The sequence below is a fragment of the uncultured Methylovirgula sp. genome, assembly GCF_947646745.1.
In the GTDB taxonomy this organism is placed as follows: Bacteria; Pseudomonadota; Alphaproteobacteria; order Rhizobiales; family Beijerinckiaceae; genus Methylovirgula.
Window position 1 is genome coordinate 1 of record NZ_CANSHK010000043.1, and the last position, 15,993, is coordinate 15,993.

Annotated in this window: 14 protein-coding genes; 10 read left to right on the top strand and 4 right to left on the bottom strand. The window is 63.6% G+C overall.

Annotated elements, in window-relative coordinates; all coding sequences use genetic code 11:
• A partial coding sequence (locus tag Q0025_RS12395; RefSeq protein WP_297299555.1) for a penicillin-binding transpeptidase domain-containing protein occupies positions 1–1,459 on the top strand: 1,459 nt, incomplete at its 5' end.
• Here the strand turns inward: Q0025_RS12395 and Q0025_RS12400 are convergent.
• The 3 genes from Q0025_RS12400 to Q0025_RS12410 all read right to left on the bottom strand — a co-directional run bounded on the left by Q0025_RS12400 (position 1,460) and on the right by Q0025_RS12410 (position 3,766).
• The gene (locus Q0025_RS12400; RefSeq protein WP_297299558.1) at positions 1,460–2,290 is read right to left on the bottom strand and encodes an oxidoreductase; all 831 of its coding nucleotides are present in this window, start codon (positions 2,288–2,290) and stop codon (positions 1,460–1,462) included.
• A gap of 12 nt (positions 2,291–2,302) precedes the next feature.
• Positions 2,303–3,277 (bottom strand): aldo/keto reductase, encoded by a 975-nt coding sequence (locus Q0025_RS12405; RefSeq protein WP_297299560.1) that lies wholly within the window; start codon positions 3,275–3,277, stop codon positions 2,303–2,305.
• A 63-nt stretch (positions 3,278–3,340) separates the two neighbouring features.
• Positions 3,341–3,766 carry an organic hydroperoxide resistance protein gene (locus Q0025_RS12410; protein ID WP_297299561.1) on the bottom strand — a complete coding sequence of 142 codons (426 nt, stop codon included), beginning with the start codon at positions 3,764–3,766 and terminating at the stop codon, positions 3,341–3,343.
• Between the two features lie 364 nt (positions 3,767–4,130).
• Here Q0025_RS12410 and Q0025_RS12415 point away from each other — a divergent pair, with 364 nt between their 5' ends.
• From Q0025_RS12415 to Q0025_RS12455, 9 genes are all read left to right on the top strand, one after another.
• Complete coding sequence (locus Q0025_RS12415) at positions 4,131–4,958, top strand: DUF3108 domain-containing protein (protein ID WP_297299563.1); 828 nt, start codon at positions 4,131–4,133, stop codon at positions 4,956–4,958.
• Positions 4,959–5,447: 489 nt separating this feature from the next.
• Positions 5,448–8,786, top strand: coding sequence for a helicase-related protein (locus Q0025_RS12420; RefSeq protein WP_297299565.1), 3,339 nt, complete (start codon positions 5,448–5,450; stop codon positions 8,784–8,786).
• Between the two features lie 140 nt (positions 8,787–8,926).
• Complete coding sequence (locus tag Q0025_RS12425) at positions 8,927–9,202, top strand: acyl carrier protein (RefSeq protein WP_297299567.1); 276 nt, start codon at positions 8,927–8,929, stop codon at positions 9,200–9,202.
• Complete coding sequence (locus tag Q0025_RS12430) at positions 9,203–10,420, top strand: beta-ketoacyl synthase (protein WP_297299569.1); 1,218 nt, start codon at positions 9,203–9,205, stop codon at positions 10,418–10,420.
• Between the two features lie 30 nt (positions 10,421–10,450).
• Positions 10,451–10,837, top strand: coding sequence for a hypothetical protein (locus Q0025_RS12435; RefSeq protein ID WP_297299571.1), 387 nt, complete (start codon positions 10,451–10,453; stop codon positions 10,835–10,837).
• Positions 10,834–11,265 carry a MaoC family dehydratase gene (locus Q0025_RS12440; protein ID WP_297299598.1) on the top strand — a complete coding sequence of 144 codons (432 nt, stop codon included), beginning with the start codon at positions 10,834–10,836 and terminating at the stop codon, positions 11,263–11,265. The genes Q0025_RS12435 and Q0025_RS12440 overlap by 4 nt, the downstream gene beginning before the upstream one ends.
• Positions 11,266–11,268: 3 nt before the next feature.
• Complete coding sequence (locus tag Q0025_RS12445; protein WP_297299600.1) at positions 11,269–12,063, top strand: SDR family NAD(P)-dependent oxidoreductase; 795 nt, start codon at positions 11,269–11,271, stop codon at positions 12,061–12,063.
• Positions 12,064–12,192: 129 nt separating this feature from the next.
• The gene (locus tag Q0025_RS12450; protein WP_297299601.1) at positions 12,193–13,497 is read left to right on the top strand and encodes a glycosyltransferase; all 1,305 of its coding nucleotides are present in this window, start codon (positions 12,193–12,195) and stop codon (positions 13,495–13,497) included.
• A 173-nt stretch (positions 13,498–13,670) separates the two neighbouring features.
• Positions 13,671–14,693 carry a fatty acid desaturase gene (locus Q0025_RS12455; protein WP_297299602.1) on the top strand — a complete coding sequence of 341 codons (1,023 nt, stop codon included), beginning with the start codon at positions 13,671–13,673 and terminating at the stop codon, positions 14,691–14,693.
• Positions 14,694–14,723: 30 nt separating this feature from the next.
• Here the strand turns inward: Q0025_RS12455 and Q0025_RS12460 are convergent, their stop codons facing one another.
• A complete protein-coding gene (locus Q0025_RS12460) occupies positions 14,724–15,893 on the bottom strand; it encodes a hypothetical protein (RefSeq protein ID WP_297299603.1) in 1,170 nt (389 codons plus the stop codon).
• Between the last annotated feature and the right edge of the window lie 100 nt (positions 15,894–15,993).

Below are 15,993 nucleotides of genomic sequence, written 5' to 3' on the forward strand. Positions count from 1 at the left end.
GCCCGAGGCGCGCCGGCCGGACCGCTTCGCGGCGCGGGCGCGCGCGGCGCGCGATCGCGTGCTCGAGCGCGCCTATCGGCACGGCGTCATCACTTTGGCGGAGCGCGATGAAGCGAAAGAGCAGGACGTGCCGCATGCGCGTCTTGCCTTTCCGCATCTCGCGCCGCATGCCGCCGAGGCGGCGTTGCGCGCCGACAAGGAGCATGGCGTGCATCGGCTGACGCTGTCGTCCGGCTGGCAGGCTTCGCTTGAACGATTGGCGCATGAGAGCGCGCAGCGGCTGGGGCCGAAAATCTCGGTCGCTATCCTCGTTATCGACAATGCGAGCGGTGAAATCCGCGCCCATGTCGGCGGCGCCGATTATTTTTCGGCGTCGCGCGCCGGCGCCATCGACATGACCAAGGCCTTGCGCTCGCCGGGCTCGGCGCTGAAGCCTTTCATCTATGCACTCGCCTTCGAGTCGGGCATCGCCCATCCGGAGACCGTGCTCGAAGACCGGCCGGTGCATTTCGGCCAATATGCGCCGGAGGATTTCGACCTCGGCTTCGAGGGGACGGTGACGGCACGCCATGCGCTGCAAATGTCGCTCAACCTGCCGGCGGTCGAATTGCTCAATGCCGTCGGACCGGAGCGGTTTCTCGCGCGGCTGCGCAGCGCCGGCGCCGATGTCGTCGTGCCGGACGATCAGCCGCCGGGTCTCGCCATCGGCCTCGGCGGCGTCGGCATCAGGCTCATCGATCTCGCCAAGCTTTATGCGGGTCTCGCCCGCGGCGGCAGCGTGCCGGTTCTGCATGAGCGTGCCGCGGGCGCGCTGGCCTCGCATGCGCGCATCTGCGAACCGGTGTCGGCCTGGTATGTCGCCGATATTTTGCGCGGCGCGCCGCCGCCCGACAATGCGCCCTATAATCGGCTCGCCTTCAAGACCGGCACCTCTTACGGCTATCGCGATGCTTGGGCGGCGGGCTTTGATCGCAAGAACACGATTGCCGTCTGGGTCGGCCGGCCAGACAATGCCCCTGTGCCGGGGCTGATCGGCCGCGTCGCCGCGGCGCCCATTCTCTTCGATGCCTTCGCCCGCATCGGCAGCAGCTATGAGATCATACCGCGGCCCGCCGATGCGCTGATCGCGCGCACCGCGGACCTGCCGCCGCCGCTGCGCCAATTGCGCGACGATCACGCGGCCGATGCCGGCAACGGCGATATTCAGGCATTGAAAATCGTCTATCCGCCCAACGGCGCCCGCATCGATCTCGGGCTTTCGGAACAAGCGGTCAGCGATCTCGCGCTGAAGGCGGAAGGCGGCGTGCCGCCGTTCCGCTGGATGGTCAATGGCGCGCCCGTCGGCGCGCCGGATCTGCGCCGTGATTCCGAATGGACGCCGGACGGCGCCGGTTTCGCCCGCATCTCGGTGCTGGATGCCAAGGGCCAGTCGGACAGCGTGCGGGTGCGGCTACAGTGATTACGGCTTCGGATAATCCGTTCCGGCCGAGACCGGCGCCCATTTCATGATCTCGGCCTGCAAGGCGCCGAGCTTTTCGCCGACGAGTTGCAGCGCATCGGAGCCGAGCAGCAGATGCAGCGGCGGCTCTTCCACTTCTGTGATGTGCAGCATCGCTTCCGCCGCCTTGCGCGGATCGCCCGGCTGCGTGCCGTTGCGCGCTGCGAGCCGCTTGCGTGACCAACCGGCGGAAGGCTCGTAATCCTCGATCGTCTTCTCGACATGCCGCATCGAACGGCCCGCCCAATCGGTGCGGAAGCCGCCGGGCTCGACGATCGTCACCTTGATGCCGAGGTGCTTCACCTCTTTGGCGAGCGATTCGGAAATGCCTTCGAGCGCAAATTTGCTGCCGTGATAGGCGGAAATGCCGGGAAAGGCCATGAGCCCGCCCATCGAACTGATGTTGAGGATATGGCCGGCGCGGCGGCTGCGCAGATAGGGCAGCGTCGCCTGCATCATCGCTATCGCGCCGAAGACATTGACGTCGAACTGTTCGCGGAAATCGGCGAGCGTCGCTTCTTCGAGCGCGCCTTCGAAACCATAGCCGGCATTGTTGACGAGCACGTCGATGCCGCCGAGCTTTTCCTCGGCCTCTTTGACGCCGCGCTGCACGGCGGCTTCATCGGTGACATCGAGCAGAATGCCGAAGGCGCGGCCCGGTGCGAGTTTTTCGAACGCGGTTTTGTCCGCGTCCTTGCGGATGGTGCCGGCGACCTTACCGCCTTTTTCCAGAATGAGTTGCGACAATGCGCGGCCGAAGCCGCTCGACACGCCGGTGATGAGCCAGTTCATGAGAAGGTCCTTCTATTGAAAGCCGACGATCGGATGCGGCACATAGGGCGCTTCGAGCTTGCCGATTTCTTCCGCCGTGAGCTTCAGCGACAGAGCTGCGACCGCGTCGTCGAGATGGCTTACTTTCGAGGCGCCGATGATCGGCGCGGTGATGCCGTCCTTCTGCAACAGCCAGGCGAGCGCGATTTGGGCGCGGGGGACGCCGCGCGCCTTGGCGACGTTCGCAACCTCGCTGGCAATCATGCGATCGGATTCGAGGCCATAAAGGGTCTTGCCAAAAACGTCGGTATTCTGGCGTTCGCTGGTTTCGTCCCAATCGCGGGTGAGGCGGCCGCGGGCGAGCGGGCTCCAGGGCAGGACGCCGATCTTCTGGTCGCGGCAGAGTGGCAGCATTTCGCGCTCCTCCTCGCGGTTGAGAAGATTGATGTGATCCTGCATCGAAACGAATTCGGTCCAGCCGTTGAGGCGCGCGACATAAAGCGCCTTGGCGAATTGCCACGCATACATGGAGGAGGCGCCGATATAGCGGGCCTTGCCGGCCTTGACGACATCGTGCAGAGCTTCGAGCGTCTCTTCGATCGGCGTTGCATGGTCCCAGCGATGGATCTGATAGAGATCGACATAATCGACGCCGAGCCGACGCAGACTGTTGTCGATCTCGGCAAGGATGGCGCGGCGCGACAGACCGGCGCCGTTCGGGCCGGGGTGCATCCGGCCATGCACCTTGGTGGCGATCACGACATTCTGGCGTGCTGTGAGATCCTTGAGCGCGCGGCCGACGATCTCCTCCGACGTGCCGTCGGAATAGACATTGGCGGTGTCGAAGAAATTGATGCCGAGTTCGAGCGCCTTCTGGATGATCGGCCGGCTCTTTTCGGCGTCGAGCGTCCAGCTGTGCGGCCCGCGGCCGGGTTCGCCGAAGGTCATGCAGCCGAGACAGATGCGCGACACATCGAGGCCGGTATGGCCGAGTTTCACATAATCCATTGTCCGATCTCCGAAATGCAAACGGCCGCGAATGCCGCGGCCGCCAGCGCGAATGGGCAGTGCTTAGACGAGCTTGAGGCGAACCGGCACGTTGCCGCGCAGCGCGTTCGAATAAGGGCAGATCTTGTCGGCTTTCTCGATCAGATCCTGCGCCTCGGCGCGGGGGAGGCCCGGCAGCGAAATATCGAGTTCGACGTCGAGGCCGAAGCCGCCTTCGGAGCGCGGGCCGATGCCGACCGTGCCGGTGACGGACGTGTCGTCCGGCACTTTCGGGCCGCCCTGCGTGGCGACGAATTTCATGGCGCTGAGAAAGCAGGCCGAATAGCCGGCCGCGAACAGCTTTTCCGGATTGTTGCCGGTCGCGCCATTGCCGCCGAGTTCCTTCGGAATCGTCAAATTGACGTCGAGCGTGCCGTCTTCGGTTCGTGCATGGCCTTCACGCCCACCGGTGGCGGTGGCTTTGGTGCGATAGAGAACATTGACCGACATGGCTTACTCCTTGGGCTAAAATTCGCGCGCGCCGCCGCGCTTCTCGAGCCGGCGTATCCATGAAATGAAGCGTATGGGAACGGTTTTCAATCAATCGGCAGATGCGGCAGGGAGCGGCCATCATAAACGAACGGGCGGCGGATGCGGGTCGGATAGTGCGCACATCCGCCGATCCGCGCGCCGACCAAGGCCGCCTCTTGCGCCGGCGCGGCAGAGTGGGGGATAGTGCAGCGCCGCGGTTGATTCTCGTCCTTATCGCCTTGAAAGAGGCCGAATTTCCCGCCAAACGTGAGCAAGTCCCCGCAAACATACCAACAAGGGACCCGCAGGCTTGTCATCCTCCTGGCTTTATAAACGGCCGTCCATGCGCATCGTTTCTGCCTGCTCGCCCTTTATTGCCGTTCTCGTTGCGACGGCGCTTGTGGTCACGCCGGCTGCGGCGGAGGTCATACTCGCGCGCTATGCGGTAAGCCTCGTGGGCTTCAGGATCGGCGAGGCGAGCGCCCATGGCGCGGTCAGTGCTGCGGCCTATCGCGTGGCCCTCGACGCGCGTCTAACGGGCCTCGCCGAATGGCTCGCGCATATGCGCATTGCCTTGGCATCTTCCGGCGAGATTCGCCGCGGCAATGTTCTGCCCAACGCCTATGCGACGACGGCGGCCACTTCGCGCGATACGCGCACCGTCCGCATGGCGCTTGAGGCAGGCAATGTCCGCGCCGTCGATATTTCGCCGCCCCTCGAAGACGAATCGATCCGCATTCCGGTCTCGTCGGCCGAAAAGCATAATGTCCTCGATCCGACCAGCGCGCTGATCATGGCGGTGCCGGCGGGCGAGCCTTTGGTCGGCCCTTCGGCCTGCGATCGCACCTTGCCGATCTATGACGGTGTCGTGCGCTTCGATCTCACTATGACCTATACCAGCACGCGCGAGGTCTCCGTCGACGGCTATAAGGGGCCGGTCTCCGTCTGCGCCGTGCGCTACAAGCCGATCGCCGGCCATCGCTACGATTCGCGGTCGACGAGATTCATGGCGCAGAACCATGATATCGAGGTTTGGCTCGCGCCGATCGCGCGCGCGCATGTCGTCATTCCGTTCCATATCGGGCTGCGGACCATGGCCGGCATGGCCTATGTCGATGCGGTCGAATTGCATCTCGAGCCGAGCGGCCGCACCCTCAAGGCCGATCGCTGAGGCTCATCGCAATACGCTTGCGCATTTCCCGGCTTGTCGCCGCGAATCTCTTGCCGGGACATCGACAGTCTATCCTACCGCCGCGGCGCTGTTTTTCGTGCCAAGTCGCGCTTGACAAAACCGACGGGCGGAGTCCGCGGGAAGCTGGCGCTTGGCGGAGTTGAAAAGCCTTGAAATCGGCGTCGGTCCACAACTTATAGAGATAGCTTCTCGCCGAGCCCGATATGTTGCGGTGAACAAAGGCGGATTCGCGACAAGTCAGTGATTCGGCCGCGATTCGTTCGCCGCGCGTTCGAAGTGTCAATCGGAATGGCCGCCCGGCGCAATTTTTGCCGCAGATTGGCACAGGTTCGGCTTGTTTCGCGACTTTTCCGAAGGCAGAGCTGGGGCTGTGGCTGCGCTTCGGTGAGGCTTGCCGCGGCGCCCATGGCGGCGCATATCAGGGTGGCCGGAGCCGGCGCGCGCCCCCGCCGCTGAAAGATAGTCTCGATGAACCTCGCCATTCCCGGCTCGCAAATCCACCCGCTGGAACGTTCGCGCGGCGTGCGGATCGTGCTGGGGCCGACCAATACGGGCAAGACGCATTATGCGATCGAGCGGATGCTCGCCCATCGCAATGGCATGATCGGCCTGCCGCTGCGGCTTTTGGCGCGCGAGGTTTATAACCGCGTGGTCGAGAAGGTGGGCGCCGACGCGGTTGCGCTCGTGACCGGCGAGGAGAAGATCAAGCCTGCGGCGCCGCGCTATTGGGTTTCGACCGTCGAAGCCATGCCGCGCGATCTCAATCTCAGCTTCGTCGCCATCGACGAAGTTCAGCTCGCCGCCGATCTCGATCGCGGCCATGTCTTTACCGACCGGCTGCTCAACCGCCGCGGCACCGACGAGACTTTGCTCATCGGCGCATCGACCATGCAGCGCCGGCTCGAAGAGCTTCTGCCCGGCGCGCCGATCCTGTCGCGTCCGCGGTTTTCCAAGCTGAGCTTTGCCGGCGAGCGCAAGATTGCGCGCCTGCCGCCGCGCAGCGCCATCGTCGCCTTCTCGGTTGAAGAAGTCTATGCGATCGCCGAATGGATCCGGCGTCAGCGCGGCGGTGCCGCAGTCGTCCTTGGCGCATTGTCGCCGCGCACGCGCAATGCACAAGTCGAGATATATCAAAACGGCGACGTGGATTACATCGTCGCCACCGATGCCATCGGCATGGGCCTCAACCTCGATGTCGATCACATTGCTTTCGCCGGGGATCGAAAATTTGATGGATGGCATTATCGGCGCCTCAACCCAGCGGAGTTCGGCCAGATCGCCGGGCGTGCCGGTCGCCATATGCGCGACGGCACGTTCGGCACGACAGGCCGGTGTCCGCCTTTCGACAATGATCTTGTCGAAGCGCTGGAAGACCATCGTTTCGAGCCGGTTACGATGTTGCAATGGCGCAATAGCGATCTCGACTTCTCGTCTATTGCTGCGCTCGGCGCTTCGCTCGACCGCCAGCCCAAGGATTATGGCCTGACGCGGGCTCCCCTCGCCGAAGATCAAATGGTGCTTGACATTGCCGGGCGGGACGAGAATGTCCTGCGGGTCACCAAGACCGAGGCCGATGTGTCGCGGCTTTGGGACGCTTGTCAGATTCCCGATTACCGCAAACTGTCGCCGGCGGCACACGCAGAACTCGTACTTTCGATCTATGGCTTCGTTGTCCGTGCGCGCCATATTCCCGAAGACTGGTTTGCACGGCATATTCACGAGCTTGATCGCACCGATGGCGACCTCGATACGCTGTCGGCGCGGCTGGCCCAGGTCAGGACTTGGACTTTTATCGCCAATCGGCCTGATTGGCTCGGCGACCCGGAGCATTGGCAGGAGGTCGCGCGTCGGGTAGAGGACAGGCTGTCAGACGCTTTGCATGAACGTCTCGCCCAAAGGTTCATCGATCGGCGGACGAGCGTGCTGATGCGTCGCTTGAGAGAGAACGCGATGTTGGAAGCCGAAATCACCCCAGGCGGCGATGTGCTGGTCGAAGAGCAGCACATTGGGCATTTGTCGGGATTTCGTTTCACGGCTGATCCGCAGGCCGATGGTGAAGCCGCCAAGGCTTTGAACGCGGCCGCGCAGAAGGCGCTCGCCAGCGAGATCGAAGGCCGGGCGCGGCGCGTGCACGAGGCGGTCGACGAGGCTTTCGTTCTCGCTAACGACGGCGTCATCCGCTGGTTGGGCGAGGCGATCGGCAAGCTTGTGCCGGGCGAACATGTTCTGCAACCGCGCGTCGCCGTTCTCGCCGACGAACAATTGACCGGTCCGTCCTTGGACCTCGTCCAGAAGCGGCTCGAACTCTGGCTCGCACAGCACGTCAAAAAATTGCTCGGCCCGCTGCAGGATCTCGAAAGCGGCGAGGGACTTGAGGGGATCGCCCGCGGTGTCGCCTTCCGCGTTGCCGAGGCGCTCGGCGTGCTCGAGCGTTCGCAGGTCGCCGAAGACGTCAAGAGCCTGACGCAAGAGGCGCGTGCGACGTTGCGTAAGCTCGGCGTGCGCTTCGGCGCCTATCATCTCTATTTGCCGGCGCTTTTGAAGCCCGCCCCGCGCGCCTTCGCGGCGCAGCTTTGGGCCTTGCGCAATCCGGGCGCCGAAAACAGCCAGAGCCAGGCCGAGGTGCCGCATCTCGCCTCCTCAGGCCGCACGTCATTTGTGGCCGACAAGGATATTCCGAAAGGTTTTTATCGCGTCGCCGGTTTTCATGTCTGCGGCGAGCGCGCTGTGCGCGTCGATATTCTGGAACGCTTGGCTGATCTTATCCGCCCAGCCATCGCTTATCGGCCGGGGACGACGTCGGGCGATCCGCCGGCGGGCGCGGCGGATGGTGACGGTTTCGTCGTCACCGTAGCGATGACCTCGCTTGCCGGCTGTTCGGGCGAAGCCTTCGGCGCGATCTTGCGCGCACTCGGCTATCAGAGCGAACAGCGCAAAGGTCCCGCGATCACCGTTCCGCTGGTGCCGAAGGCGGCGGTCGAGCCGATCACGGCCGCCGCGCAAGCGTCCGCAGCATCCGACGCTGCGACGCCGGTCGAGGCCGATTCGCAGACCACGGCAACCGAGGATAGCGCCGCCGAACCCGGCGCCGTCTCTGCGCCCGGCGCCGAAGACTCAACCGAAGCGCCTCAGGCCGATGTCTTTGCGGCAGAGACCGCACCGGCCGTCGTCGAGGAAACGCCGGCCGAAATTGCCGCCGTATCGGTGCAATCGACCGGCGCCGAAACGCCCGCGCCCGCCGAGGCTGAAGGCGAGTCTGTCGCGGCGGCCGAGTCCGCACCGGAAGCGCCGCTATCCGGAGAAGCTGAGCCCGCGATCGAAGCCGTCGAGGGCGCTGCGTCGGAAACGTCGAGCGAACCGCCGCTGATCGAGGTCTGGCGGCCGTTTCGGCATCGCCATCAAGCGCGGCGTCCGGCACGGCCGCAGCGGCATGCCCAGCAGCGGTTTCCGCGTTCCGGCCAGCAAGCACCGGCTGCGCCGACAGGCGAAGCCGCGGCAGCAGCGGGTGAGCCGAATGGTGGCGCCAGCGTGCCGCTTGAGCGGCCGGCGCGGCCTGAGCATCGGCGCCGGCATCATAGCGCCGCCAGCGTCCCCGCAGGTTCGCCAAGCGGCCCGGGCAGGCCGGATAAGAAGCGGGATTTTTCGCAGAAGCCGCCACATCGCGGTCCGCGTGACGGGGAGAGTCAAGGCCGCGGAAAATGGTCCTCGGCGGAGAAGCCGCGCGAGCGGCAGCCGGACCCGAATTCGCCCTTCGCGAAGCTGCTTGTGCTGAAGCAGCGCTTGGAGGGTCAAGAGGGAAAAAATTAGCAAAATCAAGGCTAAATCCTGCCCAGCAGGGCGACGTAGGGACTTTCCCCGCAACGTTGCAACATGTTATGCAAAATTAATTGACTAGGTCATTGGTCTGTCGCAAACGCCCAGACGCTTTTCGATAAAGGGGATCAACGGTGGACGCTAACGGCTCTGAGCAGAAAGACGAACTCGTCAATCAGATCGTCGACGTGATCGTGTCCGAGGGCATGATCGATCGTGACAAGGTCAAGATGGACGCCTCGATCGAGAGCTTGGGATTGAAGTCCATCGACATTGTCATGATCCTGACGGCGCTCGAAGAAAAGTTCGACGTCTATATTCCGATGGACGGGCCGTTCCACGAGGCTAAGGACGTGAAAAGTCTGATCGACGCCATGGCGAATTACATCAGCAAAGAAAAGACCGCCTGAATGGCGCAGCGGCGGGTCGTTATTACCGGCATCGGCGCGGTTTCGTCGTTGGGACTTGGTGCGAAAGCCCTGTGGGAGGCGGCGCGCGACGGCCGCTCCGGCATTCGCGAGACGATCTTTGCGCGGCCCTATCCCGGCCGCATCAAGATTTCCGCGCAGGTTCCGGATTTCGACGCCAGCCTTTATCTCGACAAGGATACGCTGTCGCTCAGCGATCCGGTTATCAAATATCTGCTGATCGCCGCCGACGAGGCCGTGCAACAGGCCGGCCTCTCGCGCGAGACGCTGCAGGGTCCGCGGACGGCCTCGATCATCGGTACCGGCATTGCCGGCATGAACACGATCGAAGATGGCTTGTATACGGTCTTCAAGCGGGAGGTGCGCCCGGACCCGCTGACGATTCCGAAATTGATTCCGAGTTCCTGCCCCGCAATGGTGAGCATGCGCTACGGCACGACGGGCCCGTGCTTTGCGATCGGCAGCGCTTGCTCCTCGGCTACGCAGGCGATCGGCATCGGCGCGCAGATGATCCGTGCCGGCATGGTCGATCGCGCCATCGTCGGCGGCACGGAAGATTGCGTCACCGTCGGGACGATGATCGCGTGGGAGGTCTTGCGCGTGCTGACGCCAAACGTCTGCCGGCCGTTCTCCAAGGATCGCAACGGCATGGTGATTGGCGCAGGGGCTGGCGTTTTCGTTCTCGAAGCGGAAGAGATCGCGGCGCAGCGCAAAGCTTATGTGCTGGCGGAACTCGCTGGCTACGGTACGACGAGCGACGCCAAGGATCCCGTCCGGCCGGATGTGAATGGCGCCGCCGCCTGCATGCGCAATGCGATCGAAGACGCCGGTGTCACACCGGATGAGATCGATTACATCAATGCGCATGGCACGGGTACGACGGTGAACGACGTGACCGAGTCGGCGGCGATCGGCCTCGTCTTCGGCAACCGCGCGCCGCATGTGCCGGTCTCCTCGACCAAGCCAGTGCATGGCCACGGGCTTGGCGTCGGCGGCGCCTTCGAGTTGATCGTCACGCTTGGCGCGTTGCGCGAGAACGTTGCGCCGCCGACGATCAATTGGCGCGTCGCGGACGAAAAATGCCCGGTCGATTGCATCCCCAATGAGGCGCGGCCGATGCCGATCAAGGTCGCCATGTCGAATTCATTTGCTTTTGGCGGCATCAATGCGGCGCTCGTCGTGCGCGATTTCAATGCGTGAGCTTTTCGATGCATGACCTTGGAGCGCGGCATGCCGGCTGAACGCCTGCTTGGGACATTCACGGTCCGCGCGGCGGCGGCGGAAGCGGCGGCGTTCGCGCGCGAGGTCGGCAGTCCGGGGCAGAGCGTTCCCTTCACCTTTCCGGTGCGCTGGCTGGCGCGGCCCGATTTTCAAGCCGCAGCGGTCGAGATGATCGGCGACGCCAACTGGGTGCCGATCCATGAGTCGCAGAGTTTCGATTATCGCGCGCCGCTCACCCTCGACGCCGATTACGCGATGACGGTCACGATGAAGCGCGAGACAGAGCCATCGCGGATCATTCTGTCGGCGTATGTCGGCGTGGCGGACGAAGCCCCCTCGCTCAGCATGGAAATGACGCTGCGCATCGTGCCGCTGCCGGCGGGGCAGGCGGCGTGACCGCGCCGGTTGTCGAATCCGTTCAGGCTCCTTTGCGCGTCGGCGATAAGCTGTCGCCGCAAAATTTCGGGCCGTTCGATCTGCTGCGTCTCGCCCGCTATGCCGAGGTTTCGGGGGACAAGAATCCCATCCATCTCGATGCTGATCTGGCGCGCCAGGCCGGGCTCGCGGCGCCGCCGGTTCAAGGCATGTTGCTGATGAGCGCCTTCGCTCCGGCGCTGGCCGCATGGCGGCCCGATCTGAGGCTGCAGCGCCTCTCGGCCAAATTTTTGCGCCCGGTCCTGGCAGGCGAAAGCATCGCTGTCTCGGGGCGTGTCGCCAATGTGGCGATGGATGACGGACTTCGCGTGACGCTGCGCCTCATGGCGCATAATGCGCAACGCGAAATCGTCGTCCTGGCCGAAGCCGTGCTCGGCGAAGCGGGCTAGGCCATGCGCCAACCGCGCGCGATCCTTATCACCGGCGCCTCGAGCGGCATCGGCCGGGCATTGGCTCTCGCCTATGCGGCGCCGGGCGTGCGACTTTCCCTCATCGGCCGCAACGAGGCGCGTTTGGCCGAGATCGCCGCTGCGGCCGCGGCGCAAGGCGCGCTGGTTTCAACCGGCCAGGTCGATGTCCGCGATCGCGACGCCATGCGCGCTTGGATCGCGGCGGCTGACGCCGCTCTGCCATTCGATCTCGCGATTGCCAATGCCGGCATCACCAGCGGTCTTGCCGATGCCGCGCTCACTGAGGATCCGGAGGCCGTGCGGGCCTTGCTCGCCACCAATCTTTTCGGCGTCCTGAACACCGTCGAGCCGCTGATCCAGCCGATGTGCGGGCGCGGCTTGGGCCAGATCGCGATCATCGGTTCGCTCGCCGGCCTGCGCGGCCTGCCGTTTTCGCCGGCCTATAGCGCCAGCAAGGCGGCGGTTCATGCCTATGCCGAATCGTTGCGCGGACGGCTCGAACGCCGCGGCTTGATCGTCAGCCTGGTTGTCGCCGGCTTCGTCAAGACGCCGCTGAACGACTCGATCGACGCCGTCAAGCCGTTCGAAGTCAGCGACGTCGAGGCCGCGCGGATCATCAAGGCAGGTCTGGCACGCGGCCGCGCCGTCATCGCCTTTCCGGCGGCGCTTTATGCTGCGACATGGCTCGCGCGCATTCTGCCGCCGCGCTTTGTCGACCGTTTGTTCACACGTTTCTTGGTAAATGTTCCAGAAACGAAAGAAAGAGTGAACGCCTGAGCCGGCGCTCCGCCGGGTTTTCCTTGTTTTGCTTGCATTTTCCGTGCTCAAACGATGCCGGTCCGCGTCCCAAGGGGGGACGGAACCTTCCTGCCGCGAGCATAGAAGTACCCGGGAACGGAGCGCGCATTGGTCCTCAGAGAATTTCTGCGCCTGTTTTTCGAGACGGTTCTTGGCTTTGCCATTCTCGGTCTCGTCGGCATCGGCATCAGCTTTCTGATCCTCATCGCCATCAACATCATCGAACTCGTTACCGGAAAGCCATGGCGCAAGCCGATCCCGCCGCTCAAATTGAGCGAGGCCGAACTGCCCCATGTCCTGGTGCAAATCCCCGCATTCAACGAGGGCGAATTGGCGGCGGACGCGCTCCATGCGGCTGCATCGCTCGATTGGCCGAAAGATAAGCTCCACATTCAGCTTCTCGACGACAGCACGGACGAGACGTCGGCGCTGGCCCAGCGGGCCGAGCAGCAATTGCGCGCCCAGGGTTTCGATATTCTGCATCTGCGGCGTGACGACCGCACGGGCTTCAAGGCAGGCGCGCTTGCGCATGGTCTGACCAAGAACGATGCGCCGGTCATTGCCGTGCTCGATATCGACTTCCGCCCGCCGCGCGAATGGCTGCGCGCGACCGTGCCTTATCTGCTGGCCGATCCGCACGCGGGCTTTGTCCAATCGCGCTGCGAATTCGCCAATTACCGCACCAATTGGCTGACGCGCATCCAGGGCTTGATGCTCGATTCGCATTTCGTCATGGAGCAGGCGACGCGCTATCGCGCCGGCTGGCTGTTTCAGTTCAACGGCACGGGCGGCCTCTGGCGCCGCGCCGCGATCGAGGCGGCCGGCGGCTGGTCGGGCGATTCGCTCTGCGAGGATCTCGATCTGACGATCCGCGCCGAGCTCGCCGATTGGCACGGCGTCTTCCTCATGGAGCCGGCGGTTCCAGGCCTCGTGCCCGAGCATTTGCAACATTGGCGCGTGCAGCAGCGGCGCTGGTCGAACGGCTTCGTCCAAGTCGCGCGCAAGGTGCTCGGCGAAGTCTGGGCTTCGCCTTGGACGATCAGCAAGAAGATTTCGGCCAGCGCGCTGATCCTGATCCAGGCCTTTTATCCCTGCGCGGCGATCGCGACCGCCTCGTTCATCCTCTGCATCCTGCTGCGCGGGCTGCACGCCTCAGCCTATATCCCGCTCATGGAATTCATGCTGACCCTGATCGCGACGGTCGCCGTCGGCATGACGCTGGTGCCCTATTTGATCTTACGGCGCGGCTCGCTTTGGCAATATCTCGTTACCGTCTCGTCGGTGACGCCGATGATGGTCTACATGAGCATTTCGAACGCCCCGTCGATCTTGAAGACGGTCGTATCCGGCAGCCGCGAGCACTTTAAGCGTACGCCCAAGTCGCGGCCGGTGACGACGCCGAAGATCAGCTGAGGCCGGCGAACCCCGACGAGGCGGCGCTTTTATCTGCGGCGTCGTGGCCAGGTTGGCTTTTGGTCCGCTTCCAAAGTTGATCCGGGCCCTTCGCAAGGGACGACTTTTTGGCTAGTGGTAGAATGTGAATTCGCTGGGGGGCGAGAACTCGGGGCTGGAGCGAGACTTCGCGCATGAACATGGCGATTCGAAACGACGACATACCGGCCGCCGCGCCCCAGGATACTTTCCTCATCGCCGAGCCGTTGCGTCCGCATCCGCAGCGACGCCGCGCTATCCTGGCCGCGCATCCTGAGGTTGCAAAGCTCATTGTCACCGATCCGATGACCGCCATCATCACTCTCGGCGTCGTTCTCGGCCAGACGGCCATTGCCGCCCTGTTTGGCCATTTCGGCCTGCATTATTGGTGGGCCGCGCTGATCGCCGCCTATTGCATCGGCGCCTTCGCCAATCATGCGATGTTCGTCGTCATCCACGACGCAGTTCATAACACGATCTTCAAGACGCCCGACGCCAACAAATGGGTGGCGATCCTTGCCGATCTGCCGAATGCCTTTCCGACCGCGATGGGCTTTCGCTGCTATCACCAGAAGCATCATTCGCATCTCGGCGATTATGATTTCGATGCCGACCTGCCCGGCCATCTCGAAGCGAAGATCGCGAGCAATCGCTGGTACGGCAAGGCCTTCTGGCTGTTCGGCTTCGCCTTCTGGCAGCTCTCACGTCTCGGCCGTCTGAAGGGCACGGTGCCGATCTGGGGCAAGTGGACCTACATCAATCTCGCGGTCATTGCCGCCTATGATCTTGTGCTGCTCTATCTCTTTGGATGGAACGCGCTGCTGTATCTTTTTGCGTCGTTCTGGTTTTCCGTCGGCGGCCTGCATCCCTTGAGTGCGCGCTGGATCCAGGAGCATTTCACCTTCGATCCGCACCAGGAAACCTACGATTACTACGGGCCGCTCAATCTGATCGCGCTCAATATCGGCTACCACAACGAGCATCACGATTTTCCGGAAATCCCGTGGCGCTTACTGCCTGAACTAAAGCGCATGGCGCCCGAGTTCTACGACCATCTCAAGACGCATAAGTCGTGGACGAAGCTGTTCTTCACCTTCATCTTCGATCCGCGCTACACGCTCTATTCGCGTGTCGATCGCTCGATCCTGCGCCATGCGGCGGATGCCGCCGCAAAATAGTCCTGCGATTCACTCAATCCGGTTAGGCGCTCAGGCCGCTGCGGCTCGGGGCGCCGCCGCGGCGCTCAGATCCTTGCCGTAGATGCGGTGTACTTTATCGATCTCGGCGCCCGAGAGTTCGATCGGCCGGCGCATGCCGAGATTGTCCTCGAGCACCCAGCCGAATTCGCAATGCTCAACCGATGGGAATTGGCGGGCGCGGCGGCGGCATTCCTCGATGAAGGCGAGGATCACGGCGCCGCCCACGGCCTTGCGATGCAGGGCGCGGCGCAAGCCGAAGAGCGCCATCCGCATGCTCTTGTATTGATGATTGCGGACGCGCGAGACGACCTTCGGCAGGCCGAACGGCAAGAGCTTGCCGTCAAGGTCCGCGAGAATTTCGTTCAGGTTCGGCAGCACGATAGCAAAAGCCTGCGGCACGCCGTCGAGCTCGACCATGAAGCCGCCTTCCGGCGGCATGACATATTTGAGCGAATCCGCCGAGGCCATGAATTCCTCATGGGTGAACGGCACGAAGCCCCAGTTCTCGCGCCAGGCGTCGTTGAAAATATCGACGATGAGCGCCGCCTCGGCCTTGATATTGTTGAGATCGAGCGTGCGGATTTTCAACCGCTCGCGCCATTCGGGGCGCGCGATGATGCCGGGCGTATTGGTCTTATCCTTGTCGGAGATCACATAGCGGTAGGAGATGACGTCGCGCGCCTTGCCGTAGCCGCGCCGTTCCATCATCGCCGGCAGATAAGACGGATTCCACGGCATGAGGAACATTGGCACGGCGCTGAAGCCATCGACGAGCATGCCCATTTCGCTCCAGATCGACGGCGAGAAGGGGCCATGCACGAGGCTCGCGCCGCGGTCGCGCAGCCAGGTTTCCGCCGTTTCGAGGAGCGCCGCGAAGACCGCCTCGTCTTCGATGCAATCGAGGCAGCCGAATTGCGCCGGTGAGGCGCCGAGCGGCACGACGTCCTTGTAGATTTGCGCCTGGATGCGGCCGGCGACCTTGCCGTCCTTATAAGCGAGCCAGGCCTGCCAATCGACCGATTTGAAATGCGGATTGAGCTTCGAGCCATGCAGGGTCCAGCGCTCGGCGTCGAGCGGCGGCGAAAAGCCTTTCTGGCCCTTGTAGATGAGCCGCGGCACGCGGCAGAATTCGAGAAAGGCGCCGAGGCCCTTCACGGGAACGATCTTGATGTCAGCCATTCCAATATCCGTTGGCCGGTGAAGCGCGGAGCATCGCCGACGATGGAGACTTCAATCGGGCGCCGGCTCGGAGCGCCTTCATCTTTTCGTCATCGGATCG

Coding starts and splice junctions, on each gene's coding strand:
- Q0025_RS12400 (WP_297299558.1), bottom strand. CDS start 2,290: ATGAACTGGCTCATCACCGGCGTGTCGAGCGGCTTCGGCCGCGCATTG.
- Q0025_RS12405 (WP_297299560.1), bottom strand. CDS start 3,277: ATGGATTATGTGAAACTCGGCCATACCGGCCTCGATGTGTCGCGCATC.
- Q0025_RS12410 (WP_297299561.1), bottom strand. CDS start 3,766: ATGTCGGTCAATGTTCTCTATCGCACCAAAGCCACCGCCACCGGTGGG.
- Q0025_RS12415 (WP_297299563.1), top strand. CDS start 4,131: ATGCGCATCGTTTCTGCCTGCTCGCCCTTTATTGCCGTTCTCGTTGCG.
- Q0025_RS12420 (WP_297299565.1), top strand. CDS start 5,448: ATGAACCTCGCCATTCCCGGCTCGCAAATCCACCCGCTGGAACGTTCG.
- Q0025_RS12430 (WP_297299569.1), top strand. CDS start 9,203: ATGGCGCAGCGGCGGGTCGTTATTACCGGCATCGGCGCGGTTTCGTCG.
- Q0025_RS12435 (WP_297299571.1), top strand. CDS start 10,451: ATGCCGGCTGAACGCCTGCTTGGGACATTCACGGTCCGCGCGGCGGCG.
- Q0025_RS12445 (WP_297299600.1), top strand. CDS start 11,269: ATGCGCCAACCGCGCGCGATCCTTATCACCGGCGCCTCGAGCGGCATC.
- Q0025_RS12455 (WP_297299602.1), top strand. CDS start 13,671: ATGAACATGGCGATTCGAAACGACGACATACCGGCCGCCGCGCCCCAG.
- Q0025_RS12460 (WP_297299603.1), bottom strand. CDS start 15,893: ATGGCTGACATCAAGATCGTTCCCGTGAAGGGCCTCGGCGCCTTTCTC.